Here is a 24,649-nt window from a genome sequence, read left to right on the forward strand (position 1 = left end):
GCCCCGCGGTTCGATGACGCGGGGATGATGTCCGAAACCCAGCGGGACCGAACTTCAGTGCGTCCGACTCATGTCCTACTGAATTCAGGGCGATGAGTCAAACCTACTTGAGTCTGGATCGCTCAGGTTTCTCGAAGTGTGTAACGGGGCCCCGGTGGCCTTTGTTCCCGGATCGCGGGAAAAAGTTGAGCGAATTTCACTCAAGAGGCCCCAGCCGGCGTAACTCTTGACACACCTGTACGCACCGGGCAGATTTCCTCCAACAGGAAACAAGCGATTCCTCTTCCACCGTTCCCGAGGACTGCCCATGCCGCAGACCAGCCCCACCCGGACGAAGGGCACCACGCACTCCCCACACCGGCGTCCGCATCGCGTCGCTGTTTGGGTTCCCGGAGAGGTGGGCGACCCCACCTTCGGGGTGGTGTGCGCCCGGCGAGACGCCCGGGTCCGGCGCTCGTGACCGACGACGCTCGGCCGGAGGTCGCCGCGTGGAACGGTCTGGTCGACGCACTCCGTTCCGCGGGCGACAAGGTCGCCGCCGACACCGCGGACCTGGACCCGGCCGAGCAGGCCGACGGATTCCGCGCCCTGGTGCGCGGGTTGTCGAATCAGTTGTCGCGCTTCGAGGTCGATCGAGAACGCCCGGAGCTCGTGCCGTTCAACGGGTGGCGACACAAGTTCCTGATGGACAACCCCGATTTCCGCTACTGGGTCGGCGAGGTTCGTGGTGACCGCGCCTACCGCATCCGCGGTAACCGCGGCGATGCGTCGTACGTCTCGGTGACCGTCTACCAGCGGACGGGCGGCCTCGGCGCCGAGGCAACCGCCCGCATCGACAACGACGCCATCGGATTCGACGACGACGGCGGCTTCGAGATCGTCCTCGGTGGTACCGCACCGGGGGCCGGCGACTGGCTGGAGTTGCCGGAGAAGTCCGGTGTCATCTGGGTACGGTTCTTCCACGACGACGTCGACCGGGACGAATTGGGCTGGTGCAGAATCGAACCGGTGGCCGAGACACCCGTACCACCGTCGATCGATCCGGGGAGGTTCGCGACCTCGTTGGGCACCCTCGCGGCCACGACCTCGATGCTGCCGACGATCTTCGAGATCTCGACCAAGGACGATCTCGATCCACCGAATGCCCTGCGGCACTGGTCGGAGATGGCCGGTGGTGCCGTCTTCACCGAACCCGGAATCCATTACGTCCGCGGCGGTTGGCAACTCGAACCGGGCCAGGCGCTGGTGATCGAGGGCGACGTCGTCGAGTGCAGGTACTGGAACATCCTGGCTTACAGTCGTTTTCTGAACTCCCTCGACTTCCGGTACCGGCCGGTGTCGTATACGGGTGCCACCGCCACCGTCGTCGACGGCCGGTATCGGTTCGTGATTGCCGCCGAGAGCCCCGAGGTCGGCGACTGGATCGATTCCGAGGGGCGCGACTTCGGGATCATCGTGATGCGTTTCCTGCAGCCGGCCGCGCCCCCTCCCCTGCCGTCCGCTCGGGTTGTCCCGCTCGTCGAACTGCGAGGTGAGTGATGGTGAAGTGGACGCCGCCGCAGCGGAGTGAGGTCGCCGAGGACATCTACGCGGCCGCGGAAGCCGATCGGCTTGCCCGCCCCGAGCGGTACCGGCTGGGGGTCGAGGCAACCGACGCGATCGTCGAACGGGCCACTGCCGAGCACGGTGTCGAGGGGTTGGGCGACCCGGCGCTGTGGCGGCCTGGCTTGGAGCGGTACCTGGCTTCGGCAGCCGAGGACGGGCGTCTGAACGCAGTCGGCGTCCGCAATGCGCAGGACGCGGTGATCGGGAAGCTACGGGCGCGCTCCATCTTCGACAAGACCCTGGTGGAGAACCCGGAGGTGGCCGAGCGTGCGGTGCTCCCGCCGATCGTGATCATCGGCGGGTGGCGCACCGGGACGACGTTCCTGTACCGGCTGATGGCCCGCGACCCCCGGCTCCGCGCACCGCGGCCCGTGGAGTTGTACGCCCCGTGGCGGGTCGCGAAGCTGTCCCCGGAAGAACGCGAACGGTTGATCGAGACCCAGGCCGCCGAGCCCAACCCGCTGCACCTGCTGAATCCGGCGATGGCCGCGGTCCACGATTCCGGACCGGCGCTCCCCGAGGAATGCGTACTCGGCATGGGAACGACCCTGCGCAACTGGGCATTCAGCTCAACGATGCGCCTCGACAGCTACTCCCGGTGGCTGGCAGACCAGGACTTCGCCGGTGAATACGCAGCGCATCGGACGATGCTGCAGATCCTCGACGACGGCTCTCGACGACGCTGGCTGCTGAAGGCACCGGCCCACACGCCCGAGCTGGTCGACCTTGCCCAGACATATCCCGGCGTCTGCATCGTCCATCTGCATCGCGACGTCGTGGAGACCGTGGCGTCGGGCGCGAGCCTGTTCGCGACCTACCGCTCGACCTACAGCGACGAGGTCGACGGCCATGACGTCGGTCGATTCCAGATCGAGCAGTCGGAGTTGTGGTTCCGGCGTGCGCTCGAGTTCCGCGACTCCCGCGCGGCCGGATCGGCGACAGTCGTCGACATCGACTACCAGGACCTGGTGTCCCGGCCCGCAGAGACCATCGAACGGGTTTATGCAGCAGCCGATCTCGATGCTCCAGACGTGGCGACGATGCTCGCCGAGCACAACGCGGAACAACCGCGTCACGGGAAGGGCAGACATCGGTACAGCCCCGAGGAGTTCGGGATCGAGCCCGACGCGCTCAGGGAACGGATGGCGTTCTACACCGATGCCGTCGCCGAATGGACGTCGAGCCCCACCCCACGGTGATCGCCGGGTCGCGGATCCCGCAACGTCGGGTTGCACTTGGGTCTCCGTCCGTCGGGTTCCCGGTAGAGCTGTCTCATGCGGCGCTACCGTCGGATATTCCGATGTCGGGAGGTCGAGATGGGTGAGACCACATCGAGTGTCACACGGTGGGCGCCCTGGCGCGTGGCACCGGCCTCGGGATTCGAGGTCGACGACCCGACCGGTAGAGGCAGCGTCGGTGTCGTCCAGATCAACGAGCGACAATTCGTCGTCCTCAACACCTTTCGATATTCGGACGAGGTCGTCGAGAACGACCTGCTCACCAAGCTGGTTCGCGGTGGCATGGAGGAACCGGAGGCCCGTGCGGCGATCGACAAAGCCCGGACGTTCGTTCCGCGCGAGGACAATCCGACAGACCTGGCATCGGTGCCGCGTTTCATGCGCTGGTTCGAGGACTCGTACGGAAGGCACTCCCTCGCTGCGTTGATCCACGACGAACTCATCACCGACACCGTCAATTCGGGCGCGCTCGGCAGCGACACCCTGTCCGACCGGTTCTTCCGGGAGATGATGCGAACCTCTGGGGTCCCGTGGTTGAAGCGCTGGATCATGTGGTCGGCCGTGGCACTCCGGACCCGTTGGGTTGCAGGTGGTTACCGTCGCTGGAGCATCGTGTTGTGGTTGTTGTTGAGCGTGGTGGGGATCGCCGCGACCGTCGGCTCTGCGGGCGCGCTTCTGTTCGATCGGCCGTGGCCGGTGTCGTCGCCGGGCTGGTCGTTCGTGGTGGCGCTGTTGATGATCTTCGTCGCCGCGCCACTGTGGGGACGGCAGTGGGCCGCCAGTCTCATCGCGGCCGTCGGCGCGTTATGGCTGGTGCCTGCCGCTGCCGTGACGAGTCTCGCCTGGGTGGTGTATCGCGTGCTGGAGTGGACCGCCCGCACGGTGGGGCTTCGATGACGAGAAGCGAGGCACCGTCCGGCTTGTTCCGAACGATGCCCCGCTCCTGTATCTGCCTCAGGCCGCGTTGACCTGTTCTCCTGCTGCGGGTTCCAGAGCCTGCGCGACGATCTCGGCGACGTCGGTCATCGGACGCACGTCGAGGGCGTCGAGGACCTCGGCCGGCACGTCGTCGAGGTCGGGCTCGTTCCGCTGCGGGATGAAGACGGTCTTCAGCCCGTTGCGTTGCGCGGCAAGCAATTTCTGCTTGACCCCGCCGATCGGCAGGACGCGACCGTTCAGCGTGACCTCTCCGGTCATGCCGACCTCGGCGCGCACCCGTCGACCCGTCGCCATCGACACCAGCGCGGTGACCATGGTGACGCCCGCACTCGGACCGTCCTTGGGCACCGCTCCGGCCGGAACGTGCACGTGGACGGTCTTGTTGAGCGACTCGGGGTCGACGCCGAGCTGTTCGGCGTGCGCCCGCACGTACGACAGCGCGATCTGCGCCGACTCCTTCATCACGTCGCCGAGCTGGCCGGTCAACTTGAGTCCGGGCTCGCCGTCGGTGGCGTTGACCTCGATGAAGAGGACGTCGCCACCCATTCCCGTGACGGCGAGACCCGTTGCGACACCGGGCACTGCGGTCCGCTCGGCCGATTCCGGGGTGAACCGGGGCCGGCCGAGGTAGTCGCGCAGGTCGGGCTCGTCGATGGTGATCGGTGCCGTGGCACTCTCCTGAGCGAGGTTGGTGGCTGCCTTGCGCAAAGCCTTGGCGAGTAACCGTTCGAACTGTCGCACACCGGGTTCCCGGGTGTAGTTCGCCGCGATCTCGCGGAGCGCCGCGTCGGTCACGGTCACCTCGTCGGTGGTGAGTGCCGCACGCTCGGCCTGCCTGGGCAGCAGGTAGTCGCGGGCGATGGCCACCTTGTCGTCCTCGGTGTAACCGTCGAGGGTGACGAGCTCCATGCGGTCGAGCAGGGCCGACGGGATGTTCTCGATGACATTGGCGGTCGCGAGGAACAGGACGTCGGACAGGTCGAGGTCGAGATCGAGATAGTGGTCGCGGAAGGTGTGGTTCTGCGCGGGGTCGAGGACCTCGAGCAGCGCCGCGGCCGGGTCGCCCCGGTAGTCCGAGCCCACCTTGTCGATCTCGTCCAGCAGCACAACGGGATTCATCGATCCCGCCTCGCCGATGGCACGCACGATGCGGCCGGGCAGTGCGCCGACGTAGGTACGTCGGTGACCGCGGATCTCCGACTCGTCGCGCACACCGCCGAGGGCGACGCGCACGAACTTGCGACCCAACGCCCGGGCGACGCTCTCACCGAGCGACGTCTTGCCGACGCCGGGCGGGCCGGCGAGCACCATGACGGCACCCGATCCGCGTCCGCCGACGACCTGCAGGCCGCGTTCGGCGCGTCGAGCACGCACCGCCAGGTATTCGACGATCCGGTCCTTCACGTCGTCGAGGCCGTGGTGGTCGGCGTCGAGGATCTCGCGGGCACCCTTGATGTCCGTGGAGTCCTCGGTGCGCGTGTTCCACGGCAGGTCGAGGACGGTGTCGAGCCAGGTGCGAATCCACCCGGTCTCGGGCGACTGGTCGCTGGCGCGCTCGAGCTTGCCCACCTCGCGCAGTGCGGCTTCGCGCACCTTCTCGGGCAGGTCGGCCTCGTCGACGCGCGACCGGTAGTCGTCCGCCCCCTCGGGCTCGTCCTCACCGAGTTCCTTGCGGATGGCGGCGAGCTGCTGACGGAGCAGGAACTCCTTCTGCTGCTTGTCCATCCCCGCGCGGACGTCTTCGGCGATCTTCTCGCTGACCTCGGACTCGGCGAGATGGTCGCCGGTCCACTCGATCAACAGCCGCAGCCGCGCGGCGGTGTCCGGCGTCTCGAGGAGTTCGCGCTTCTGCTCGTCGGTGAGCCAGGACGCGTAGCCCGAGGTGTCGGCGAGATTCGACGGGTCGGACATCTTGTTGACGGCGTCGATCAGCTGCCACGCCTCGCGGCGCTGCAGCATGGCCAGCACGAGTTTCTTGTACTCGCCGGCCAGGGTCCGCACCTCGTCGGTGACCTCGGGGTCGGTGACCTCGGTGGCCTCGACCCACAGCGCGGCGCCGTGGCCGGGGGTTCCCGCCCCGATCTGCGCGCGCTTCTCACCCTTGACGACGGCTGCCAGACCGCCGCCCGGGATGCGCCCGACCTGCACGATCGAGGCGATCACCCCGTACGTGGGGTAGCGGTCGTCCAGGCGTGGGGCGACCAGCAGTCTTCCGCTCTCACTCGCCCGGGCGGCGTCGACGGTGGCCTGAGCTGCATCGTCGAGCGGGATCGGCACGACCATGCCGGGCAGGACGACGACGTCCGGGACGAAGAGGACCGGCAGTGAATATGTCTGCGACATGAAACCTCCAGAGTTAAGTCTGATCGGCTCAACTGAGATGGCTGGAAGTTTGTTCCCGACTGATTTATGCCAGGGGCGAACGGGGTGAGGTCAACGAGCGAGCGCCGCCCAGTGGTGATGCCACCGAGGGCTCAACACTCCCAGGTGAATCCGTCCGGGTCGCTGAACTGCCCGGCGTCGCCGCCGATCACCAGCCGATGCGACCCGGCCCCCGCAGGGTCGACGCCGGCGTCCTTCGCCGCGGCCTTGCGGCCGTACAGCGCGAGCTTCACCGAGTTCGGGTCGCCCTCGAACTCGACATACTTGCGGCCGTAACTCTTCCCGACCGTGAATCCACGCTCGACGTAGAACTGCTTGGTGGCGGCAACGTCGTCTACGCCGAGGAGTAGGACCAGGTCGTCGGCCCTGCGCGCGGGTGCACCGGTCGGCTTCTTCGACGAGCCGGCGACCTTCCAGATCGTGCCGTCGGGCGCCTGGACCACGCCGCCGTAGCCCCAGAAGGACCTTCTGGCGGGTTTGAGCACGGTGGCGCCGGCGTCGACCGCGGGTTCGAGGAAGGAGTCGACGACCGTCGGGTCGGCAACCACGAGCGAGATCACGAAGCCGCGGAAGCCTTGGCTGGGTGATTCGGCTACTCGGAACCGAAGTCGGTCGCCGAGTCCGAAAGCCTTGTCGTAGAAGACCTCCGCCGCGCTGAGGTCGGGAACTTCGAGGGTGAGTGCGTTGATGTTCGTCATGCTTCGACGCTATGGGGCGTCGAACTGCCTCCGCTTCTCGATTCCTGACCGATCAGCAGGCGGGCCGCTCAGCCGGGAAGGTCGACGAGGCGGGTCGCGAGCACGACGACCTGAGCGACGACCAGTACCGCCAGCGCGACGGCGAACGCCGCCGCCGTGATGACCACTCCCGCGGAAGCCTTCAGCGCATCCCACACCGACTTCAGCGTCATGACCGTTCTCCGAGGCGCGTCGTGGCGAACGAGTGGACGATGGACGGGTGTCGGCGGACCGACATCGAGTCGAGGGGCATGGGCTGACCTCCGTGCGGACAAATATCCCGGACGACAGTGTCCGGGATCACATATGTATCACACATTTACTAGGTACCGCGACTAAATTTCGACTGTCGCCGCCCAAGGATGAGTCAGACAAATCGCCCTCCCGGCCAGTCCTTGACCGCAACGGCCACGAACCACCGGGAACGCAACGCACACGTCACCATTCGAGGAGCCTGCATGTCGGTCCTGTCCCCCACCACCGCCCGCCAGCCGTTGGGGCGCGCGATCGCCCGGATCGCGCTCGGAGCGATCCTGGCGATCGCCGGCATCGGTCATCTGACCGCGCAGCGCGAGGAGTTCCAGGCGCAGGTCCCCGACTGGGTTCCCTTCAGCAAGGACTTCGTGGTGCTGGCGTCGGGTGGGGTGGAGATCGCGCTGGGTGCGGCGCTCATCGCCCTGCCGCGGCACCGCAAGATCGTCTCGTGGATCGTGGCGGCGTTCTTCGTCGCGGTGTTCCCCGGCAACATCCATCAGTACGTCGAGCACATCGACGCCTTCGGTCTCGACTCCGACCAGAAGCGCCTGACGCGTCTGTTCTTCCAACCCGTACTGGTGCTGTGGGCGATCGCGGCTGGAACCGGGAAGCGTTCTGACTAACCGTCTTGTAGCTCGAAGCCGCGGTCACCGCGGTTTCGAGCTATGAGTTGGCTGCGCGTTCACGGGTGCAGGCGTCCTGGCAGGCGGTGTCCACCCCGGACCGGACCTGCGGCCGGAAGCCCGCACCGGAGCTGATCGTCAGCGCGGCGACGAGCCCGCCGACGGCACAGAAGGCCGCGCAGATGTACATCGCTGTCCGGAATCCGTCGCCGAGCGGCTCGCCGGGCCCGGCGTCGATCCCGGCCACCGCGGGCAACACCGCCACGGCCAGCAGCCCGGCGACGCGAGCCACCGCATTGTTCACGCCCGACGCGGTGCCGGCGAGGGCGTCGTCGACCGCTCCCAGCGCGGCCGCGGTCAGCGGCGCGACGGTCACCGTCATGCCGAGCCCGAACAGCAGGACGCCCGGCAGCACCTGGGCCAGGTAGTCCGTGCCCGGTTGCACGCGCGCCATCAACGCGAAGCCGCCGGCGGCGATGAGCGGGCCGACGGTCATCGGCAGCCGCGGCCCGGTGGTCTGGGCGAGCCTTCCCACGAGTGGAGACCCGAACAGCATGATGAACGTACTCGGGAACATCGCCGCGCCCGCTTCGAAGGCCGAGTAGCCCAGACTCTGCTGCAGTTGCAGAGCGAGCAGGAACAGCGCTCCGCCCAGCGCTGCGTACACCAGCAGCGTCGTCAGGTTCGCGCCGGTGAACTGCGACGAGCGGAACAGTCTCAGCGGCAACAACGGTGACCGCACGTGCGTCTCGATGACCGCGAACGCGAGAAGCACCGCCACACCCGCAAGGCCCGCGACGATCGTTCCGGTCGACCACCCGCGCGACGGGCCCTCGATCAGCGCGTAGATGACGCCTGCGAGACCGAGGGTCATCGTCACGGCTCCCGCGACGTCGAGCCGCCTCGGCGCAGACGGATCGCGCGACTCCGGCACATGTCTGATCGCGATGACCAGCGCACCCAACGCCAGAGGCACACTCAGGAAGAACGCCCAGCGCCACGACGCCGCGTCGACGAGCCAGCCGCCGACGAACGGCCCCAGTGCACTGGTCGCACCGGACATCCCGGCCCACAACCCCACCGCCGCACCACGATCCGAGGGCGCGATCTCCGCGTTGATCAGTGCCAGGCTGCCGGGCACGACGGCCGCCGCGGCGACACCCTGGACGAGCCGGGCGACCACCAGCCATTCGACGGTCGGGGCCATTCCGCAGCCGATCGTCGCCACCGCGAACATCGCCAGGCCGCCGGTGAAGATCAGCCGACGGCCATAGCGGTCGCCGGCGACGCCGCCCAGCAGCAGGAGTGAGCTCAGGGTCAGCAGATAGCCGTCGAGCACCCACTGTTGTCCCCGGAGTCCGGTGTCGAGGTCACGTGCGATGGCCGGCAGTGCGACGTTCACGACCGTGCCGTCGAGGAATGCGACGCCGGACCCCAGGACCGCCGCGACGATCAGCCATCGGCCCGCCGTCGACGCAGCCGGTATCCCGCCTGGGACTGCATCCGCCGGACGGTTCGCGGTCATGCTTGCCTTCCCGACGCCTCGGGTCGCTGTCTAACCAGGGTCGGGGCCGGAACGCGTACGCGCAACCACCGCCGGCGCGGGCAGACGTCAGCTCGACGGGCAGACTTCGATCGAGGTCTGGCAGTCGACGTGAGGTCGACCGGTGGCGGCAAGTCATCGCACGTTGGCAGCGACGGCGTCCACCTGCCCGACGAACTGGTGACCGCCGGTCTCGTGGCGGTGCAGCTGCACGTCCGGGAGCAGTGCCGCGTTGAGGTCCAGGTGCCCGATCGGGACCTCCTCGTCGTCGACGCAGTGGTGCAGGGACAGCGCGACGCCGCGCGGCGGTTGTCCGTCGAAGTCGTACTCGTCGACGTCCCATCCGTCCGGCCCCCAGTTCGGCATCGCCAGGAGGACGGCGCGTCTCGGTCCGGCGTACCCCGGCTCGGCCAGCACATGGAGCAGGATCGTCGCGCCGAACGAGTGCGCGACCAGCAGGTCGTCGGCGCCCAACGTCGACAACCGGGTGCGCAGCGGATCCGCCCAGGCCTGCAAGGACATGTCGTCACTGGAGAACTCCGGCATGTCGACCGGCAGGCCGAGGGCGTCCCCGAGACCGTCGGCGATCCGGCGGTCGTCGGTGAAACCACCTGCGCCGTGGATGAACAGCAGTCGTTGTGGGGTCATACGGGTAAGGACCTGCCGCGAGGCGGTTTCTCACCGGCACTCACCCGCCTTGGTCGGCTACTTCGCCAGCTTCTCGGCCAGCCAGTCCACGGTCTGCATGCCGAACAGGTCGGTGCCCCAGCCGTAGAGGTTGGTGAGGAACCGGACCATGCTGGGCTTTTCGCGGCCGGTCAGGCGCGGCTCGGCGTAGAAGGGGTCGCCGGAGACGAGCGGATCGATGACCTCCTGAGGGCTGGCGAGACGACCGTCGCGCAGCGCGCCGACGACGAAGCCGTTCAACACCTCGTCGAGGCCCGGCGTCCGGTTGGGTGCGGCGGTGGCCGGTGCGACCAATCCGATACCCGACAGGACCAGAACCAGCACGGCCACGAGCGGGGCGCGTCGGGAGATGCGCGAGAAGGATGAGATCACTGGTAGGTCACCTTGATCGAGGTCAGGACCGACTGCATCAGCGGCAGCAGATTACGGGTGGGTCGGTGCGTTTCCATCTACTCGAAGTACGGAGCCCTCATGGCTGCGCTCAGTGCCGGCCAGTTGTACTCGACCTGCTTGCGGTACTTCGGCAGAAGCTCGGTGGAGATGTAGACCCAGCGGTCCTCGTAGACCGACCAGTTCCATTCCGGCAGTGGCAGACTCACGATCACCTTACGGCCGTCGGGCGCACGGCCCGGCACCGTCAGCAGACGGATGTCGCGCGGCGGGACCACACCGGCAACCGACGGCGCGGCCGCCACGGTGCTGCCGTAGGTCATCGCCTCGCCGACGTCGCCCTTGTAGTTGCGGGTGGCGTCCCACTGCTTCGCGATGACCTCGCCCTGTTCACGCTGCAGCAGTCGGGCATTGCCGGCCGCGACCGCGGCGGGTTCCTTGGAGGCGATGCCCTCCCAGGCGCGCATGATCTCGTCGTCGAAGAGGCCCGCGGCGTTCATCTCCCGGAGCGCCGGCAGGCCGCCCACGACGTACGCGCGATGCATCGGCATCAGGTCGGAGAAGATGTTCTTCTGCATCACCAGGATCTGGCCCTGGACCTGGCGCAGATCGTCGGCGGTGATCTGTGCGCCCACGCGAGCCAGCGCGCGCAGTCCGCCCGGCAGACTGTTGACCGCTTGCGGTCCCGCGAGTTCGTTGGCGCGGGCCACGATCGCGTGTGCGACGGGCTGCAGCCGGCTGAACTCGAAGATCTCGGTGGCGTCCTTGTAGTCGAGCAGGCCACCGCCGAAGTCGCCGCCGACCAGGCCGCCCATCCCGGCCCACTGCAGTTCGCGATGCGCGAGCTGCAGATCCTCGTAGTAGCGGTAGGACTTCAGCAGATTCTGATGATTGGCGCCGACGCCGTCGCGCGGGTTCCACGATGCGAGGTCGATGCCGGCGCGAGTCGTGGTCTCGACAAGCCAGTACTGGAACAGCAACGCCTCATACGACGACGGGTCGAGTCCGCGATCGCGGGCCTGGTCGACCAACCGCTGCAGAGTGCTGGCATCCGTCGGCAGCGCCGGGTGCACACCGCCCGGCCCCTGCGACGCATCACGATTGACCAGCGGCAGGTTCAGATACCGCGAGAGGGAGTCGGCGGTTGCCGAACCCCCGCCGACCAGCGAACCGAGCGCGACGACAACTGTCACCGCCGCGCAGACCGACACCCGTACGACCTTGTTCACGACGCTCCCGTTCAGGCCCCCGACCATCACGGCCGAATCACATTCGTATAACTGGAGGGAATCTAGTCGTTGATGTAGTCAGACGGCAATTCGACATCGGTAAATCGGGAGGAATCCCCCGAAATACGTTCGGCCGGACCAAGATTCTGGCAGGAAGCTCTCAGAACAGCGCCCTGAGGCGCTCCAGGTCTTCCTCCACCATGCGGGTGTCCTGGTCGAACTCCGCGTCGGACATCGCCAGCTGCCGCAGAGTGAACACCACCTCGGCCCCCTCCGGATGGGGCAGCACGCGAAGCGGATTGTGCACGGTGTCGCCGTTCGGGAGGATCACGTCGTGGTCGACGACCCCGAGAGTGTTCCGCGGAACGAACCGGATCGTCACGGTGCCCATCGGCGACTCGGCCAGGAGGTCGTCGCCGCGTCGGACGACCTCGGAACTCGCGAGTCCGGCCGCCCACTTCGGGAGATTGTCGGGATCGGAGACGAAGTCGTACACCAGGTCGGCGGACGCACCGATCACCGTGCTCACATGACGACTCCGCATGGCGAACAGTATTCCGCGTTTGGTGGCACACATGACGGGGAACCTGGAATGGTCACGACTACGGGGGCCACCCCATGCGAACCGCGACGACGAGCGACTCCACCACCGACGGGATCAGAATGAACCACGACGCGAACCCACGAACGACCCGGCCGACAGGCATGATCACCAGACTGGGCATCGTCGCCGCCTCCCTGATCGCGGCCGTCGCCGGGTCGGTGATCGCCGGGAGCCCGGCGGCCGAGGCCAGGCCGGGCTGCCCCGACGTAGAGGTCGTGTTCGCACGCGGGACCATCGAGCCCGCGCCACCGCTGGGGCTGACCGGTCTGTCGTTCGTCGAGGCCGTTCGGAGCCAGCTGCCGGGCAAGTCGGTGGCCGCCTACGGCGTCCCGTACCCGGCGAGTGACCAGTTCGGCAACCGCCTGAAGTTCGCCCGAACCGTCGCAGACGGGGTTCGTACCACCCAGAACCGCGTGAAGTATTTGTCGGCCAAGTGCCCGGGCACCAAGGTCGTTCTCGGCGGCTACTCCCAGGGCGCCGTCGTCGCGGGGTATGCGGTCCACGCCGGCCTGGACCTGCCGGCGCAGTACGCCGCCTACGACCGTTTCGTCCCGCCGCCGCTGCCGGCGTCCCTCTCGCGCAACGTTGCGGCGATCGTCTTTTTCGGAGCCCCGTCGGATCGCTTCATCACCGACATCGGGGCGCCCCCGGTGCGGGTGTCGACCCCCTACCGCGGCAAGACGGTGCGCTACTGCGTCGCCGGTGACACCATCTGCGACGGCTCGCCGGTCGGCGGCCCGAACGCCCTGCACACGCTCTACTCGGTCAACGGCATGACGCTCGACGCCGCGCGCTTCATCGCCCGACGCGCCTGACTGCCGCTCAGGGAGCGGAGCTCTCCCCCGCGACGACGCCCATCGTCCGGGAGACCAGCTGCGAGATACGCACGTCCCTGTCGTGATTCAGGTGTTCGAGCATCAGCAACCGAGCCTTCTCAGCCGATCCGCCGATGATCGCCGACAGGATCTGCTCGTGTTCGCTGACCGAACTCTCGAAGCTCTCGCGACCGGTCGGGGTGAACCACGGTGCACTGACCTTGATCTGGTCGCGCAGGTCTCGTTCCATGTCGTAGATCGTCTGGTTGTGTGCGGCGCGGAGCACACTGTCGTGGAAGACGTTGAGCGCCTGCCGAATATCGGCGGGTTCGGTGTAGTTCGAACTCAGCGCCAACGCTTCCTTGAGTCGTGCGATGTCGACCGGCGTGTGACGCTCGGCGGCCGCCGCGGCCGCACTCGACTCGAGAATGGCCCGCACCTCGAAGATCTCGAGCATCTCCTCGTCGCCGCGGATACGCAGGACAAAACCCCGCGACGCCGCGACCAGCAGTCCCTTGCGTTCGAGCAGCCCCAACGCCTCCCGAACAGGGGTCCGCGACACCCCGAACTCCTCGCTCAACGCCTGCGGGATCAGTGTCGCTTCGGCCGGGTAGTGGCCGTGCGTCAGCCGCTCGTGCAGCGCTTCGTAGACCGCGTCGCGGGCGCTCTTCATCGGCGGTCACCTTCCGTGGGGTCGTGCGGGGCGGGCAGACGAACCCCTCGATCCTCGCAGACAGACCGGCCGTGACACCGCACGTGTTGCGGTGGGCCCCCCAGCCGGTGACCGTGTCCGGGCGCGACAGGGCTCATCGTGGATGCGGACCCGTCACCAGCGGGAGTTCGGGATGAGCGCGCCACTCACTCATCGATCCGTCGTAGACACGAGGTAGCGGGTATCCGGCCTCGGCAAACGCCAAGGCGGCTCCGGCCGCGTTGATCCCGCCGCCGCAATAGAGGATCACCTCGGAACCGGCGTCGATCCCGGATGCCTGCAGTGCCTTTCGGGTTCGCTCGGTCGAGAACGTGCCGTCGTCGTTCAGCAGGTCGGGGTAGGGCACGCTCACGCTGCCGGGGATGTGGCCGGGACGTGCGCCGCCGGACTCACCGGTGTAGTCGGGGGTGCGGAGCGCACACACGAGCGTCGTGGACGATTGTTCGGCGACGGCCACCGCCCGGACCTCGTCCAGGTCGATGAATGCCCGGCCGGTGAGATCGCGTAGGTGGACCTCGATGCGCGGTTCGGTGGTCTCACCCGATGCATCGCCATCGGCCACCGGGTACCCCTGATCCACCCACTGGGCGAACCCGCCGTCGAGCACCCTGGCCCGGTCGAAGCCGAAGGACCTCAGCACCAGCCACACCCGCGCCGCATACGCACCGCTGAGCTGGTCGTAGACCACGATCTCGTCCGACGGCGTGATGCCCAGTTGCTGTGCAGCCGAGGCCATCTGCGCCACAGTCGGCCGCGTGAAGGGGACCGCCGCCGCAGGATCGGAGAAGACCGCGAAGAGGTCGGCGAACCGCGCTCCCGGGATGTGGGCGGTGCGGAACACCTCACCACCGGGGGCGAACACGGTCTGCCCGTTGTCGTCGACCGAGCGTTCGACACTCGCGTCGAGGACGATCGTCGAATCCAGCCGGCGATGAAGCCATCCGGCGGAGACGAGGGCGCTCTCGGTACCGGTCACGCACCTGCCCCACCAGTTGCGGCGTCGGCGACGCTCCTGGCGCGGTTGCGCCATTCACCGCGTTCGGGGCGCGCGAGACCGAGATTCTCGCGCAGGGTGTCACCCTCGTACTCGGTGCGAAACAGCCCGCGCCGCTGTAGTTCCGGCACCACGAGGGTGGCGAAGTCCTCGAAGGCTGCCGGGACGTGCGTCGCCTGGATCATGAAACCGTCGGCCGCACCGGCGTCGAGCCACTGTTCCATCGTGTCGACGATGTCGGTGGCCGAGCCGATCATGTTGCCCTCGGTGCGGGCGCCGTACCAGCGCCCGATCTCGCGGACGGACAGGTTCTCCCGCTCGGCGAACTCCACGACCTCGCGGTAATGGCCTTCCACACCAACCACTTCGAGCGAAGGCAGCGGACCGTCGAGGTCGTACTTCGTGAGGTCGACGTTGACGTGATAGGCCAGCCGCGACAGGCCCGCCTCGTGGTCGACGAGATCGAAGAACGCCTCGTGCTTGGCCTTCGCATCGCGGTAGTCGGTGCCGACGACGGTGGTCGCGGCGGGCAGGATCTTGAGCTGCTCGGGATCTCGACCGTGGGCTGCCGCGCGCTGCTTCATGTCCTGGTAGAAGGCGACCGCACTGTCGAGCGACTCGTGACTGCAGAACACGACATCGGCCCAGCGAGAGGCGAAGTCACGGCCCGTCGGCGACGCGCCGGCCTGGACGATGACCGGATAGCCCTGCGGCGGGCGCGGGACGCCGAGCGGTCCCTGAACCCGGAAGAACCGACCCTTGTGATCGATGGCCTCCACCTGATCGGGATGACCGAAGCGGCCCGACGCCTTGTCTCGGATCAACGCGTCGTCGGACCAGGAGTCCCACAATCGGGTGGTGACCTCGAGGAACTCCTCTGCTCGCGCGTAGCGCTCCTCACGGTCGGGAAGCTTGTCCTGGTTGAAGTTCTGCGCCTCCGCATCCTGGAAGCTGGTCACGACATTCCACCCGGCGCGACCGCCACTCAGGTGATCGAGGGTGCCCATGCTGCGAGCGAGGTTGTAGGGCTCCTGGTAGCCGGTCGACATCGTCGCGGCCACCCCGAGTTTCGTGGTCACCGAACTCATCAGCGTGATAACCGTCATCGGGTCCAGACGCGGTGTGCCCGAACCGAATCTGACGGCCGGAGCGAAGGAGCCGCCCAGGCTGCGCGGTACGGCGAGCGCATCGGGCACGAACGCCATGTCGAAGCGCGCCGCCTCGAGAACCCGCGCGATGTGCTGGTAGTGCTCGGCGGTGAGGAAACCGTCACCGGCGTCCGGGTGCCGCCAACCGACCGTCCCCTGCGGGCCGGCGTTCATGAACGCGGCCAGATGAATCTTCCTGCTGGGCATCTCATTCGCTCCTTTGCGAGTGATCGGCGATGGGCGGTTCGGCAGACGTCGGAGGCGGTCGGCGTCAGAGGAGGGAGAGTTCGTCGACGAAGGCGATGGCGAAGGACGCGGTGCCGGTCGCACGCTCACCGGCCCGCTCGCCGGCGGTTGCGAACGCCACATGTGCGGCGGCCGCGGCAGTGAACGGATCGACGACCGCGCAGAATGCCGCACTGAGTGCACCCAGACTGCATCCGGTCCCGGTGACCTGCGGCATCTTCGCGTCGCCACCGGGGACGGCGGTCGCGCGACCCGCCGGGTCGCAGAGATAGTCGACCTCACCGGACACCGCGATGACCGCGTCGAGACGCCGGGCGAGCGACGCGAGGATCGCGTCGTACTCGCTCGCACCGGCACCGATCGCCACCGGATCGAGCACCCATGGAGTACCGGCCTTGTGCGCCGTCGCGGCCGCCTCGTCGAGCTCGTCGGGTGTCACCGACGACATCAGGGCCGCACCGTTGATCCAGACGGCGCCGGCACCGGCGGGGAACGCAGCGGCCCACCCGGGCGCTGACCCGATGGCGGGGCCGGCACCCAGCGCGAGGAGCACGTTGGCACTGAGGTTCGCCGCGACGTAGTTGGTGAGGCCGTAGACGAACGGCGCCTTCTCCCGAAGGCGTGCGATGGCTGTCTTCACCTCGGACGACTCGATGGTCGTCGTCTCCATCTCCACCTTCACTCCTTGGTTGATCCAGTCTGGGATGTCCGCTTCACGACGCCAGGTGATCGCACGGCGACAACTGCATTTAGTTGTATACAGTTGGATGCGGAGTTCGCCAGCGAGGTCGTACTTAAATTCACGCCGGGTTGAAACGAGCCACGCGGCCTCACTCCGATCCGCCCCGACCTGGGCGACGATGGATGCCATGCGTGACCTCACACCCGACGACCCGGAGTGCTCCTGTCGGTGTTCGCCGTCCTCCTGCTGGTCTTCATCCCGGGCACGGTCGCCATGCTGTGCGTCGTGATCCTCACCGTCGAGACCGTCGTCTCGCGGACCTCGGACGCCTGGCGAGGCTAGCCGAACCGGGCAGGGGCGAGGAGTGCGACGATCGCCCGCGCGAGACCGCGGCGGGCCAGCACCTGATCCTGAAAACTGCCCAGTTGCTTCTCCGACACCAGACCTCGCATGGCGCCGGGCAGGAACGCCGCGACCTCCCGGACACGTTCCGGGTCGACGTCGAGGTCGGCGAAGGCGCGCTGACAGGATTCGGTCCAGGACGGCCCCCACGAGGCGAACTCTGCGGCGGTCTTGGGGAACAGTCGCCGGAGTTCGTCGGGATCGCGCGGCAAGGCGGCCCGCAGGGTCTCGATCGCGCGGGATTCCGGCGCGGTCAGTCCCTCGTACATGAGCTCGATGATCGCCTCCACCCGTTCGCCCAGTGGCGCTTCGGGTTTCACACTGACAGGTAGGTCGCCACGCTGTTCGGCGGTCCGGTGCAGCACCGCCGCCCAGAGGCCGTCGATGTCGTCGAACTGATACTTGATCACACCCCAGGTGGCGCCGATGTCCTTGGCGATGCGGTTGCCCGACACCGACGCGGGGTCACCCGAGGCCAGCGAACTGATCGCGGCGTCGAGCATCGCGTCGCGGGTGGCCTGGCCGCGACGGTTCACGCGGCGGGCGGCAGCCGCCGGAGTAACCGACGGCCGACCGGCTTCGACGGGTGGCATGGACGCTGATGGTATCCGTTGCGAACCCACCCTCGACCCTGCCGCTCCGCGGAGACCCGGCCGCTCAGCTCGCGGCACCCTCCAACCGGGGAGGTGTCGATGCCGAGTACATGACCCGATGGATCTCCGCGGTGAAGTCGTCTGCCGCCTCGACGTTGGAGGCGTGACCGGTGTCGAGCACGACGAGCTGGTCGAGGTAGCCCCGGATCGAGAGCGTGTGGGCGATGCGCTGGGTCATCGCGTGCGGCAGCAACAGGTCATGGCGTCCACCGATGACCGTGGTGGGCACCGTGATCGCCTCGGCACCCACGGGTCCGAGAGCCAGCCGGGTGAGCCCGACCGCGGCCTTCGCGCGGGCGGCCGGGTCGCAGGAGCGTGTCATCGCGAGGACGAAGGCGGCGTGGTCGACGGTCGCGGACCGGCCGTTGAGGATGCGGGTCCGGACAAGGCTGCGGGCGAACCGGCCGCCGGGCAGCGGGAACGGCACCGAGAGGGCTGCCTGCGGGAGCCATGCCGGCGCCTTCCACAGGTTGTTGAGCAGCGGCAGGACGCGCGTCTCGTCCACGATCCCGCCCCACGTCGTGTTCGCGAGAACCAGCGCGGAGGCGTGTTCCTCGACCCGGTCGCGGTGACGGTACGCCCAGGACTGCACGGTGATGCCGCCCATGCTGTGGCCGACGAACACGGCCTTCGACCCGACCGGCACGGACTGGTCGACCACCGACTGGAGGTCGTCGGCCAGCACGTCGGCGTCGAACGTGCGGCCGCCCCACGTGCTCTCCCCGTGGCCCCGCTGGTCATAGGCGATGACGTGGTAACGCTCGGCGAGGGCGTTGATCTGCGGGTTCCAGTACTCGATGCAGCACGACCAGCCGTGGATCAGGACCAGGACCGGAGCATCGGCCGGACCGTAGTGGTGGACCCGAAGCCGGGCACCGTCGTCGGTGAGGGCCCAGGAGGCGCGTTCGGGCGCACGCGAGTTGTACAGCGCGTTCTCGAACTGCTGATTACGCAGCCGGCGACGGGCCTCAGCCGGTCGTACCAGTCCGGTCAGCGCCAATCGTGCAGCGCCGATCCCTCCACCTGCGTTCATCTCGGCCTCCCGGCGTCATTGCTGTAAGCCACGTCACAGCACCGGTCCAATGATACAAACCGGCGTTCAATGTTCCAACAGTTTCGAAGGGAAATTGTTGGACACCCGAGTAACCGGTCGAGGCACCCCTCAAACCTCCATTTGAACGCGGGTTTGAACCTTTTCACAGAACCCTCTTGTATTCATGCCCGGCGCGTCCTACCGTGACCGCATGGCGCGAACGCCGCTGTCGATGACACCCACCGGATGGTTTCAGGTCGCATGGTCGACCGAGATCGCCGTCGGGACCGTGCACACGATGAAGTACTTCGGTCGCGACATGGTCGCTTGGAGATCCCGGTCCGGCCGGATCTCCGTATTCGACGCCTACTGCGAACATCTCGGCGCCCACCTCGGCCACGGAGGTCACGTGGAGGGCGAGAACCTGGTCTGCCCCTTCCACGGCTGGGAGTGGAACCAGGAGGGACGCAACGTCTGCATCCCCTACGAGAACCACCCCAACAAGGGTCGGCGCATCCGCAGCTACCCCGTGGTCGAACGCAACGAAGCCGTCTGGATCTGGCACGACGTCGACGGGCGGTCACCGCATTTCGACGTCCCGGACATCTTCGCCGACTTCGGCAGCGACAACGGGCAGGCCACCGCCGACGACTACTACCCGCCGGTGCCCGCCGCGACGCTCTTCCGACCGGGCCTGGAGATCCATCCGCAGTACATCATGGAGAACGGCGTCGACTTCGCACATTTCAAGTTCGTCCACAAGACACCGTTCATGCCGGACTTTACCCGGCACGACTTCTCCGGTCCGGTGTCCTACGTCGACTTCACCATCGCCTTCGACGAGGGCGCCACCCTCGAAAACGCCACCAGCGGTGTCGAATCCATCAACGCCGGCCTCGGCTGCTCGGTCACCCGGAGCTGGGGCATGGTCGACAACCGGACGATGCCCGCGGTGACACCGGTCGACGAGCACACCTCGGACGTGCGCTTCACCGTCTGGATCGGCCGCAAGCCCGGCGAGGAGACCGGCGACATCACCCGATACGGAAAGACCATGGCCGACCTGGTCATCGAACAGTTCGCCGCCGACATCGACATCTGGGCGCACCAGCGCTACTCCGATCCACCCGCCCTGTCCCGCAAGGAGTACGCCGGATTCACCGCGCTGCGGCAATGGGCCCGACAGTTCTATCCCGACGGCGGCGCGTCAGCCGACGAGTTCGTCCGTATCCGTCGCTCAGAGCTCGACGCACTTCGCGCGGCAGCGCAATCCTGACCTCCACGCCCGTCCCGAAAGGACCAAACGATGACCACACCCGAACCGATCCGGGTCTTCCAGGTGGCCACCGGCAACCTCGGCACCGAGATGATCGACCGCATCCGCAATCATCCGGACCTGGAACTGGTTGGTCTGCACTGCTATTCACCGGACAAGGTCGGCCGTGATGCCGGCGAGATCGTCGGCATCGGACCGGTCGGTGTGATCGCGACCGGCACCGTCGAGGAGATCATCGCCGCACGACCCGACGTGCTCACCTTCCACGGCGTGTTCCCCGACGAGGACCTCTACGTCCAGGTCCTCGAAGCCGGGATCAACATCGTGACCACCGCCGACTGGATCACCGGTTTCCACCGGGACACCAACCATCCGCACCACTCCGGCCGCAAGGTCAGCGAGATCATCGCCGATGCCTGCACGAAGGGCGGTGCCACCTTCTACGGAACCGGCATGAATCCCGGTCTGGCACAGATCCTCGGCATCGTGCACACCGCCGACGTCGCCGAGATCGAGAACGTCACGGTCACCGAGTCGGTGGACGTCTCCTGCCACCACTCGGTCGACACCTGGAAGGCCGTCGGCTACGGCCTGCCGGTCGACGACCCGTCCATCCCGGACTCGCTCTACAAGTACACCGCCGTCTTCGCCGACTCGGTGTACCTCATGGCCGACGCCTTCGATCTCGAACTCGACGAGGTGGCGTTCTCCTACGAACTGGGTGCGTGCACCAAGGACGTCGACCTCGGTTGGTACCAGCTCCCCGCCGGGTCGCTGGGCGGTAGTTACATCAAGTACCAGGGAATGGTCGACGGTGTGCCGCGCGTCGAATCGCATCTGGAATGGCAGATGACACCGCACACCGACCCGTCGTGGAACATTCAGGCCTGCTACATCACCCAGGTGACCGGCGACCCCAACATCTACTCCAAGCACATGATCTTCCCGCGCAAGGGATTCGACCTCTCCAACCCGGAGAACTTCGCGTCGATCGGCATGACCGTCACGGGCCTGCCCGCACTCAACTCGATCCGATCGGTGGTCGCGGCCCCGCCCGGGATCGTGACCAGTGCCGATCTCCCGCTACGAAGCTTCGCCGGCCGCTTCAAGCGCTGAGCCGGCGCGGTGTCGGTATCGACCTGGGTGAATCCACCCTCGGGTTCCCTCCCTCGAGAAGCCTCTTCGGGAATCCCCTTCAGCCGAGATCGATACTGATGCCGGTGAGCTCGGCGCCGATATCCCACAGCCGTTCGGCGACCGCGCGATCCTTGGCCTTCGGCGACGGCTCGACGAGCATCGGCGGGCCGGCGAGGCCGAAACTCCCTGTCGGACCGTAATACTGGCCGCCCGAGACCTTCGGATCGGTGGCTGCCCGAAGGATCGGCAGGGCCCCTTCGGGCGGATCCATGATGAACCGATCGGTGAGCCACCGCAGCGACGGCGCGTGATACGCCCACTGCAGGAATTTGTTCTGCTCGCGCATCACCCCGGTCCGCGTGCCACCGGGGTGGGCGGCGAGCGAGATCGCCGTGGCCCCAGCCGCTTTCAGCCGGCGATCGAGCTCCAGCGAGAACAGCATCTGAGCGAGCTTGGCTCGTGAGTACGCCCCGGCACTGGTGAACGTGCGGTCCATGGGCAGGTCTGAGAAATCGATGTTGCCCGCGCGGTGGGCGTGACTGCCGACGGTGACGATCCGCGCGGCGTCGGCGGCGAGCAACCGGTCCATCAGCAACCCGGTGAGCGCGTAATGACCGAGATAGTTGGTACCGAAGTCCATCTCGAAACCGTCGGGAGTCAGGTCGCGCTGAGCGCGCATGACGCCGGCGTTGTTCACCAGCACGTCGATGCGGGGATGGCATCGCCGGATCTCCTCGGCGGCTGCGCGGACGGAGTCGAGACTGGCGAGATCGAGGTCGAGGATCTCCACCTCCGCGCCGGGTACCTCGGCGACGATGTCGTCGCGTGCGGCGGCGGCGGTCTCGGCGTTGCGGCACGCCAGCACCACGGTGGCGCCCAGAGTGGCGAGCCCGCGGGCGGCTTCACGGCCGATGCCCCCGTTGGCTCCGGTGACCACGGCGACCCGCCCGGTCTGTGGAGGCGCGTCGGCCAATGTCCAACCCGTCTTCACGCGCTCCCCCTCTGATTCCGGCACAACGGACGCTGTTGTTCGTATCACATCTCATGTGACAGTTCCGGTTCGGGTGTCACACGCGACCGCACCCCGGCCGCGTTCTGGAGAACGCAGTCGGGGTGCGGTGCACCCGGTGGTCGTGCGACGAAAGGGTCAGACCGTCACGGGCGCTGGGGCGGCGCCGCTGAACTGACCGGCCGGCGCGAACCTGGCGAGGACCTGGTCGTACGGCTCTCCCGCCACAGCTGTGATGAAGTTCTCGACATCCTCACGGGTCCGCAGACCGAGGAGCGGATTCGGGTCGGACAGCAGGCCGAGCAGTGCCTGCGCGACGTTCGGATCGACGGCGGCAGCCGGAAACGACAGCTCCAGGTGGGTCGCGAAGTCGGGGTCGCCGAGGAACAGGCGGGTGACCTCGGTGGCCGCGTGACCACGACGCTCCCAATGCTTCTCGAACTCCTCGGCCAGCCAGTCCGCGGTGAACTCACCGTCGTGGGCGCGCGCGGCCTTGACCAGCTCGGCGACCTGGATGAGCGCGTTCTGTGCACCCTGACCGGCGACCGGGTCGAACGAGATCGCGGTGTCGCCGATGGCCGCGACCGCGTGACCGCCGCTGGTGGTCGCGACGGCCCGACGCACGGTCGGGGTGACCGCACCCTTGAGCCACGACACCGGGTCGGACTCGATGACCTCGAGCTGCTCGATGACCGGCGCGTCCTCCGGGAAGAACTCTGCGAAGATGCCGGCGATGGTACGACGGGCACCCACCGCGTCGTGGACGTCGTCGATGCGCGCCGCCCAGGCGCCCCAAGGCTTCGCGAAGACGATGAACGACCAGGTCGCACCCTCGTCCTTGTGCAGGAACGGACCGACGAACAGCTCACCGTTCTCGCTGTCGAGGTTGTACAGCGAGTGACCTCCGCCCGCCTGCGAGCGGTAGGCGAACACGTCCGGTCCGTGGTCGACGCCCGTCAACGTGACCTGCAGCAGTCGACGCTGCGGCTCGCGGTACTTGGTGCGCGACTCGTCGACCGGGAACAGCGTCGACAGTCCGCCCTTGCCGGTGGCGACGAGGGTGAGGTCGGCCGCCCCGGCGATCTCGTCGAGGTTGTCGAGGTCGACGGTGGTGACCTCGAATCGTCCGCCGCGGTCCAGGAACCGGCCGAGGCGGTCGTCGGCACGCAGGCGGAGGTCGACGGCAGCGGAGATGTAACCGTAGTCGGGGTCGTATTCGAGAACGGGGGCGCGATCCTCCCCCGCGCCGCCGTACAGGCGGACGCTCATGCCGGTGGTCTTGCCGACCTCGTAGAGATCCTCGATGATCTCGGCATCCCAATCCTGGGACTTGCCGAAGAGCACGCCGACGCCGGTCGGCGGCACCTTGTTGCGCAGCGAGTCACGGTCGCGGTCGCTGTAGATCGTGACGTCGAAGCCGGCGTCGAGAAATCCGAGACCGGCAGTGGTCCCGGCGAGTCCGGCCCCGATGATCGCGACGGATCGTCGTGTGGTCATGTGTGTCTCCTGAGATCGGTTGCATGCACTGCGTGTGATGACTGGGAGACAGGGTGCCGGGGCGATCGTCGTCGCTGAAGGTTTAGACGCAGCACGAACAAATGGGTGGTCGCCGGGCGGACCTCGATACGCGGCGGCCTCGCTACGCTCGGTCGGCGCTACTCGGCCACCGGAAGGCGGTGCACCCGGTAGCGCTCGTATGCGACGACACCGAACAGTCGGGTCTCCACCAGATCGAGGTCGACGCGATCGGTGACCGGTGGCAGGAACGGGGCGCCGCCACCGACGACGACCGGATACCGGAAGATTCGCAGCTCGTCGACCAGCCCGAGTTCGAAGGCCTGCGACGCGAGGTCCGCACCCCCGATCTCGACGTCCCTGTCCGTCGCGGCGACGACCTCCGCGACCTCGTCGGCGACAGCCGCGCGGGCGAGCCTGGCGTTGCCCTCGACCGCGTCGAGGGTGCGACTGAAGACGACCTTGGGCAGCGCGGTCCAGATGTCGGCGAAGACGGCTCCTGCTTCGGTGTCGCGCATGGCCGGGTCGGTCTCCCAGACCCGCATCGTCTCGTACAACCGGCGGCCCAGGATCGTGCCACCGAGGCTGCCGACGCGGTCGGTGTGGAACGCGAAGAGTTCGTCGCTGTGTCCCGGCCAGTCGAAGTCGTCGTCGCGATCGTGGATGAAACCGTCCACCGAGACACCCATCGTGTAGATCAGCATGCAACTCCTCACAGTCGGTTTCGAGGGGATTGTCCGAGGCTACGGCTGTTTTCCGAGGTAGGCCCGACAAAGCGAACCTTCGAACCTCCTG

General features: G+C 67.5%; 23 protein-coding genes and 1 pseudogene. 7 read left to right on the plus strand and 17 right to left on the minus strand.

The window, feature by feature from the left end; genetic code table 11:
- The first annotated feature begins 456 nt into the window (after positions 1–456).
- From GOALK_RS15975 to GOALK_RS15985, 3 genes are all read left to right on the plus strand, one after another.
- The gene (locus tag GOALK_RS15975) at positions 457–1,539 is read left to right on the plus strand and encodes a DUF1214 domain-containing protein (protein WP_006359869.1); all 1,083 of its coding nucleotides are present in this window, start codon (positions 457–459) and stop codon (positions 1,537–1,539) included.
- Entirely contained in the window at positions 1,539–2,804 is a 1,266-nt protein-coding gene (locus GOALK_RS15980) for a sulfotransferase (protein WP_006359870.1), read from the plus strand. The genes GOALK_RS15975 and GOALK_RS15980 overlap by 1 nt, the downstream gene beginning before the upstream one ends.
- A 117-nt stretch (positions 2,805–2,921) precedes the next feature.
- Positions 2,922–3,740, plus strand: a complete 819-nt coding sequence (locus GOALK_RS15985; RefSeq protein WP_006359871.1) for a DUF1353 domain-containing protein — start codon at positions 2,922–2,924, stop codon at positions 3,738–3,740.
- Positions 3,741–3,797: 57 nt separating this feature from the next.
- Here the strand turns inward: GOALK_RS15985 and lon are convergent, their stop codons facing one another.
- The 3 genes from lon to GOALK_RS24055 form a co-directional block, all read right to left on the minus strand.
- Positions 3,798–6,125, minus strand: a complete 2,328-nt coding sequence (gene lon / locus GOALK_RS15990; RefSeq protein ID WP_006359872.1) for an endopeptidase La — start codon at positions 6,123–6,125, stop codon at positions 3,798–3,800.
- Positions 6,126–6,256: 131 nt separating this feature from the next.
- Positions 6,257–6,862 carry a VOC family protein gene (locus GOALK_RS15995; protein WP_006359873.1) on the minus strand — a complete coding sequence of 202 codons (606 nt, stop codon included), beginning with the start codon at positions 6,860–6,862 and terminating at the stop codon, positions 6,257–6,259.
- Positions 6,863–6,930: 68 nt separating this feature from the next.
- The gene (locus tag GOALK_RS24055) at positions 6,931–7,074 is read right to left on the minus strand and encodes a hypothetical protein (RefSeq protein ID WP_006359874.1); all 144 of its coding nucleotides are present in this window, start codon (positions 7,072–7,074) and stop codon (positions 6,931–6,933) included.
- 285 nt (positions 7,075–7,359) lie between these two features.
- On the opposite strand from GOALK_RS24055, the gene GOALK_RS16000 reads away from it, so the two are divergent.
- Positions 7,360–7,779 carry a DoxX family protein gene (locus GOALK_RS16000; RefSeq protein ID WP_006359875.1) on the plus strand — a complete coding sequence of 140 codons (420 nt, stop codon included), beginning with the start codon at positions 7,360–7,362 and terminating at the stop codon, positions 7,777–7,779.
- Positions 7,780–7,819: 40 nt separating this feature from the next.
- On the opposite strand, the gene GOALK_RS16005 is transcribed toward GOALK_RS16000, so the two are convergent.
- From GOALK_RS16005 to GOALK_RS16025, 5 genes and pseudogenes are all read right to left on the minus strand, one after another.
- Positions 7,820–9,304 (minus strand): DHA2 family efflux MFS transporter permease subunit, encoded by a 1,485-nt coding sequence (locus GOALK_RS16005; RefSeq protein ID WP_006359876.1) that lies wholly within the window; start codon positions 9,302–9,304, stop codon positions 7,820–7,822.
- A 153-nt stretch (positions 9,305–9,457) separates the two neighbouring features.
- Positions 9,458–9,970 (minus strand): alpha/beta hydrolase, encoded by a 513-nt coding sequence (locus GOALK_RS16010; RefSeq protein WP_006359877.1) that lies wholly within the window; start codon positions 9,968–9,970, stop codon positions 9,458–9,460.
- Between the two features lie 57 nt (positions 9,971–10,027).
- Positions 10,028–10,381, minus strand: a complete 354-nt coding sequence (locus tag GOALK_RS16015; protein WP_006359878.1) for a hypothetical protein — start codon at positions 10,379–10,381, stop codon at positions 10,028–10,030.
- Positions 10,378–11,628 (minus strand): annotated as a pseudogene (locus GOALK_RS16020) (hypothetical protein). Before GOALK_RS16020 ends, GOALK_RS16015 begins: the two are co-directional and overlap by 4 nt.
- A 160-nt stretch (positions 11,629–11,788) precedes the next feature.
- The gene (locus tag GOALK_RS16025) at positions 11,789–12,172 is read right to left on the minus strand and encodes an SRPBCC family protein (protein ID WP_196222059.1); all 384 of its coding nucleotides are present in this window, start codon (positions 12,170–12,172) and stop codon (positions 11,789–11,791) included.
- A 161-nt stretch (positions 12,173–12,333) separates the two neighbouring features.
- Between GOALK_RS16025 and GOALK_RS16030 the strand changes: the two genes are divergently transcribed.
- The gene (locus tag GOALK_RS16030) at positions 12,334–13,047 is read left to right on the plus strand and encodes a cutinase family protein (protein WP_040004265.1); all 714 of its coding nucleotides are present in this window, start codon (positions 12,334–12,336) and stop codon (positions 13,045–13,047) included.
- A 7-nt stretch (positions 13,048–13,054) separates the two neighbouring features.
- Here GOALK_RS16030 and GOALK_RS16035 read toward each other — a convergent pair whose 3' ends face one another.
- From GOALK_RS16035 to GOALK_RS16060, 6 genes are all read right to left on the minus strand, one after another.
- Positions 13,055–13,720, minus strand: a complete 666-nt coding sequence (locus GOALK_RS16035; RefSeq protein ID WP_006359883.1) for a GntR family transcriptional regulator — start codon at positions 13,718–13,720, stop codon at positions 13,055–13,057.
- A gap of 133 nt (positions 13,721–13,853) precedes the next feature.
- The gene (locus GOALK_RS16040; protein ID WP_006359884.1) at positions 13,854–14,735 is read right to left on the minus strand and encodes a sulfurtransferase; all 882 of its coding nucleotides are present in this window, start codon (positions 14,733–14,735) and stop codon (positions 13,854–13,856) included.
- The gene (locus GOALK_RS16045; RefSeq protein WP_006359885.1) at positions 14,732–16,108 is read right to left on the minus strand and encodes an LLM class flavin-dependent oxidoreductase; all 1,377 of its coding nucleotides are present in this window, start codon (positions 16,106–16,108) and stop codon (positions 14,732–14,734) included. The genes GOALK_RS16040 and GOALK_RS16045 overlap by 4 nt, the downstream gene beginning before the upstream one ends.
- Positions 16,109–16,172: 64 nt before the next feature.
- Entirely contained in the window at positions 16,173–16,817 is a 645-nt protein-coding gene (locus GOALK_RS16050) for a hydroxyethylthiazole kinase (RefSeq protein WP_040004270.1), read from the minus strand.
- Positions 16,818–17,167: 350 nt separating this feature from the next.
- Entirely contained in the window at positions 17,168–17,824 is a 657-nt protein-coding gene (locus tag GOALK_RS16055) for a TetR/AcrR family transcriptional regulator (protein WP_006359887.1), read from the minus strand.
- A 64-nt stretch (positions 17,825–17,888) separates the two neighbouring features.
- Positions 17,889–18,917 carry an alpha/beta fold hydrolase gene (locus GOALK_RS16060; RefSeq protein WP_006359888.1) on the minus strand — a complete coding sequence of 343 codons (1,029 nt, stop codon included), beginning with the start codon at positions 18,915–18,917 and terminating at the stop codon, positions 17,889–17,891.
- Positions 18,918–19,128: 211 nt separating this feature from the next.
- Here GOALK_RS16060 and GOALK_RS16065 point away from each other — a divergent pair, with 211 nt between their 5' ends.
- Positions 19,129–20,193 (plus strand): Rieske 2Fe-2S domain-containing protein, encoded by a 1,065-nt coding sequence (locus GOALK_RS16065; RefSeq protein ID WP_035752929.1) that lies wholly within the window; start codon positions 19,129–19,131, stop codon positions 20,191–20,193.
- A 30-nt stretch (positions 20,194–20,223) separates the two neighbouring features.
- Positions 20,224–21,309 carry an NAD(P)H-dependent amine dehydrogenase family protein gene (locus GOALK_RS16070; RefSeq protein ID WP_006359890.1) on the plus strand — a complete coding sequence of 362 codons (1,086 nt, stop codon included), beginning with the start codon at positions 20,224–20,226 and terminating at the stop codon, positions 21,307–21,309.
- 79 nt (positions 21,310–21,388) lie between these two features.
- Here the strand turns inward: GOALK_RS16070 and GOALK_RS16075 are convergent, their stop codons facing one another.
- From GOALK_RS16075 to GOALK_RS16085, 3 genes are all read right to left on the minus strand, one after another.
- Complete coding sequence (locus GOALK_RS16075; protein WP_035752931.1) at positions 21,389–22,321, minus strand: oxidoreductase; 933 nt, start codon at positions 22,319–22,321, stop codon at positions 21,389–21,391.
- 156 nt (positions 22,322–22,477) lie between these two features.
- On the minus strand, positions 22,478–23,836 hold the full coding sequence (locus GOALK_RS16080; protein ID WP_006359892.1) for a styrene monooxygenase/indole monooxygenase family protein: 1,359 nt from the start codon (positions 23,834–23,836) through the stop codon (positions 22,478–22,480).
- A gap of 158 nt (positions 23,837–23,994) precedes the next feature.
- Positions 23,995–24,558 (minus strand): dihydrofolate reductase family protein, encoded by a 564-nt coding sequence (locus GOALK_RS16085; RefSeq protein ID WP_006359893.1) that lies wholly within the window; start codon positions 24,556–24,558, stop codon positions 23,995–23,997.
- Between the last annotated feature and the right edge of the window lie 91 nt (positions 24,559–24,649).

The sequence above is a fragment of the Gordonia alkanivorans NBRC 16433 genome (assembly GCF_000225505.1).
GTDB classification, from domain to species: domain Bacteria; phylum Actinomycetota; class Actinomycetes; order Mycobacteriales; family Mycobacteriaceae; genus Gordonia; species Gordonia alkanivorans.

Bases quoted from the DNA above. Each gene is read 5' to 3' on its own strand.
- GOALK_RS16070 (WP_006359890.1), top strand. From the start codon at position 20,224: ATGACCACACCCGAACCGATCCGGGTCTTCCAGGTGGCCACCGGCAAC.
- GOALK_RS16055 (WP_006359887.1), bottom strand. From the start codon at position 17,824: ATGCCACCCGTCGAAGCCGGTCGGCCGTCGGTTACTCCGGCGGCTGCC.
- GOALK_RS15980 (WP_006359870.1), top strand. From the start codon at position 1,539: ATGGTGAAGTGGACGCCGCCGCAGCGGAGTGAGGTCGCCGAGGACATC.
- GOALK_RS24055 (WP_006359874.1), bottom strand. From the start codon at position 7,074: ATGACGCTGAAGTCGGTGTGGGATGCGCTGAAGGCTTCCGCGGGAGTG.
- GOALK_RS16000 (WP_006359875.1), top strand. From the start codon at position 7,360: ATGTCGGTCCTGTCCCCCACCACCGCCCGCCAGCCGTTGGGGCGCGCG.
- GOALK_RS16025 (WP_196222059.1), bottom strand. From the start codon at position 12,172: ATGCGGAGTCGTCATGTGAGCACGGTGATCGGTGCGTCCGCCGACCTG.
- GOALK_RS16085 (WP_006359893.1), bottom strand. From the start codon at position 24,558: ATGCTGATCTACACGATGGGTGTCTCGGTGGACGGTTTCATCCACGAT.
- GOALK_RS15985 (WP_006359871.1), top strand. From the start codon at position 2,922: ATGGGTGAGACCACATCGAGTGTCACACGGTGGGCGCCCTGGCGCGTG.
- GOALK_RS16010 (WP_006359877.1), bottom strand. From the start codon at position 9,970: ATGACCCCACAACGACTGCTGTTCATCCACGGCGCAGGTGGTTTCACC.
- GOALK_RS16045 (WP_006359885.1), bottom strand. From the start codon at position 16,108: ATGCCCAGCAGGAAGATTCATCTGGCCGCGTTCATGAACGCCGGCCCG.
- lon (WP_006359872.1), bottom strand. From the start codon at position 6,125: ATGTCGCAGACATATTCACTGCCGGTCCTCTTCGTCCCGGACGTCGTC.
- GOALK_RS16060 (WP_006359888.1), bottom strand. From the start codon at position 18,917: ATGAACGCAGGTGGAGGGATCGGCGCTGCACGATTGGCGCTGACCGGA.
- GOALK_RS16065 (WP_035752929.1), top strand. From the start codon at position 19,129: ATGGCGCGAACGCCGCTGTCGATGACACCCACCGGATGGTTTCAGGTC.
- GOALK_RS16050 (WP_040004270.1), bottom strand. From the start codon at position 16,817: ATGGAGACGACGACCATCGAGTCGTCCGAGGTGAAGACAGCCATCGCA.
- GOALK_RS16080 (WP_006359892.1), bottom strand. From the start codon at position 23,836: ATGACCACACGACGATCCGTCGCGATCATCGGGGCCGGACTCGCCGGG.
- GOALK_RS16035 (WP_006359883.1), bottom strand. From the start codon at position 13,720: ATGAAGAGCGCCCGCGACGCGGTCTACGAAGCGCTGCACGAGCGGCTG.
- GOALK_RS15995 (WP_006359873.1), bottom strand. From the start codon at position 6,862: ATGACGAACATCAACGCACTCACCCTCGAAGTTCCCGACCTCAGCGCG.
- GOALK_RS16005 (WP_006359876.1), bottom strand. From the start codon at position 9,304: ATGACCGCGAACCGTCCGGCGGATGCAGTCCCAGGCGGGATACCGGCT.
- GOALK_RS16030 (WP_040004265.1), top strand. From the start codon at position 12,334: ATGATCACCAGACTGGGCATCGTCGCCGCCTCCCTGATCGCGGCCGTC.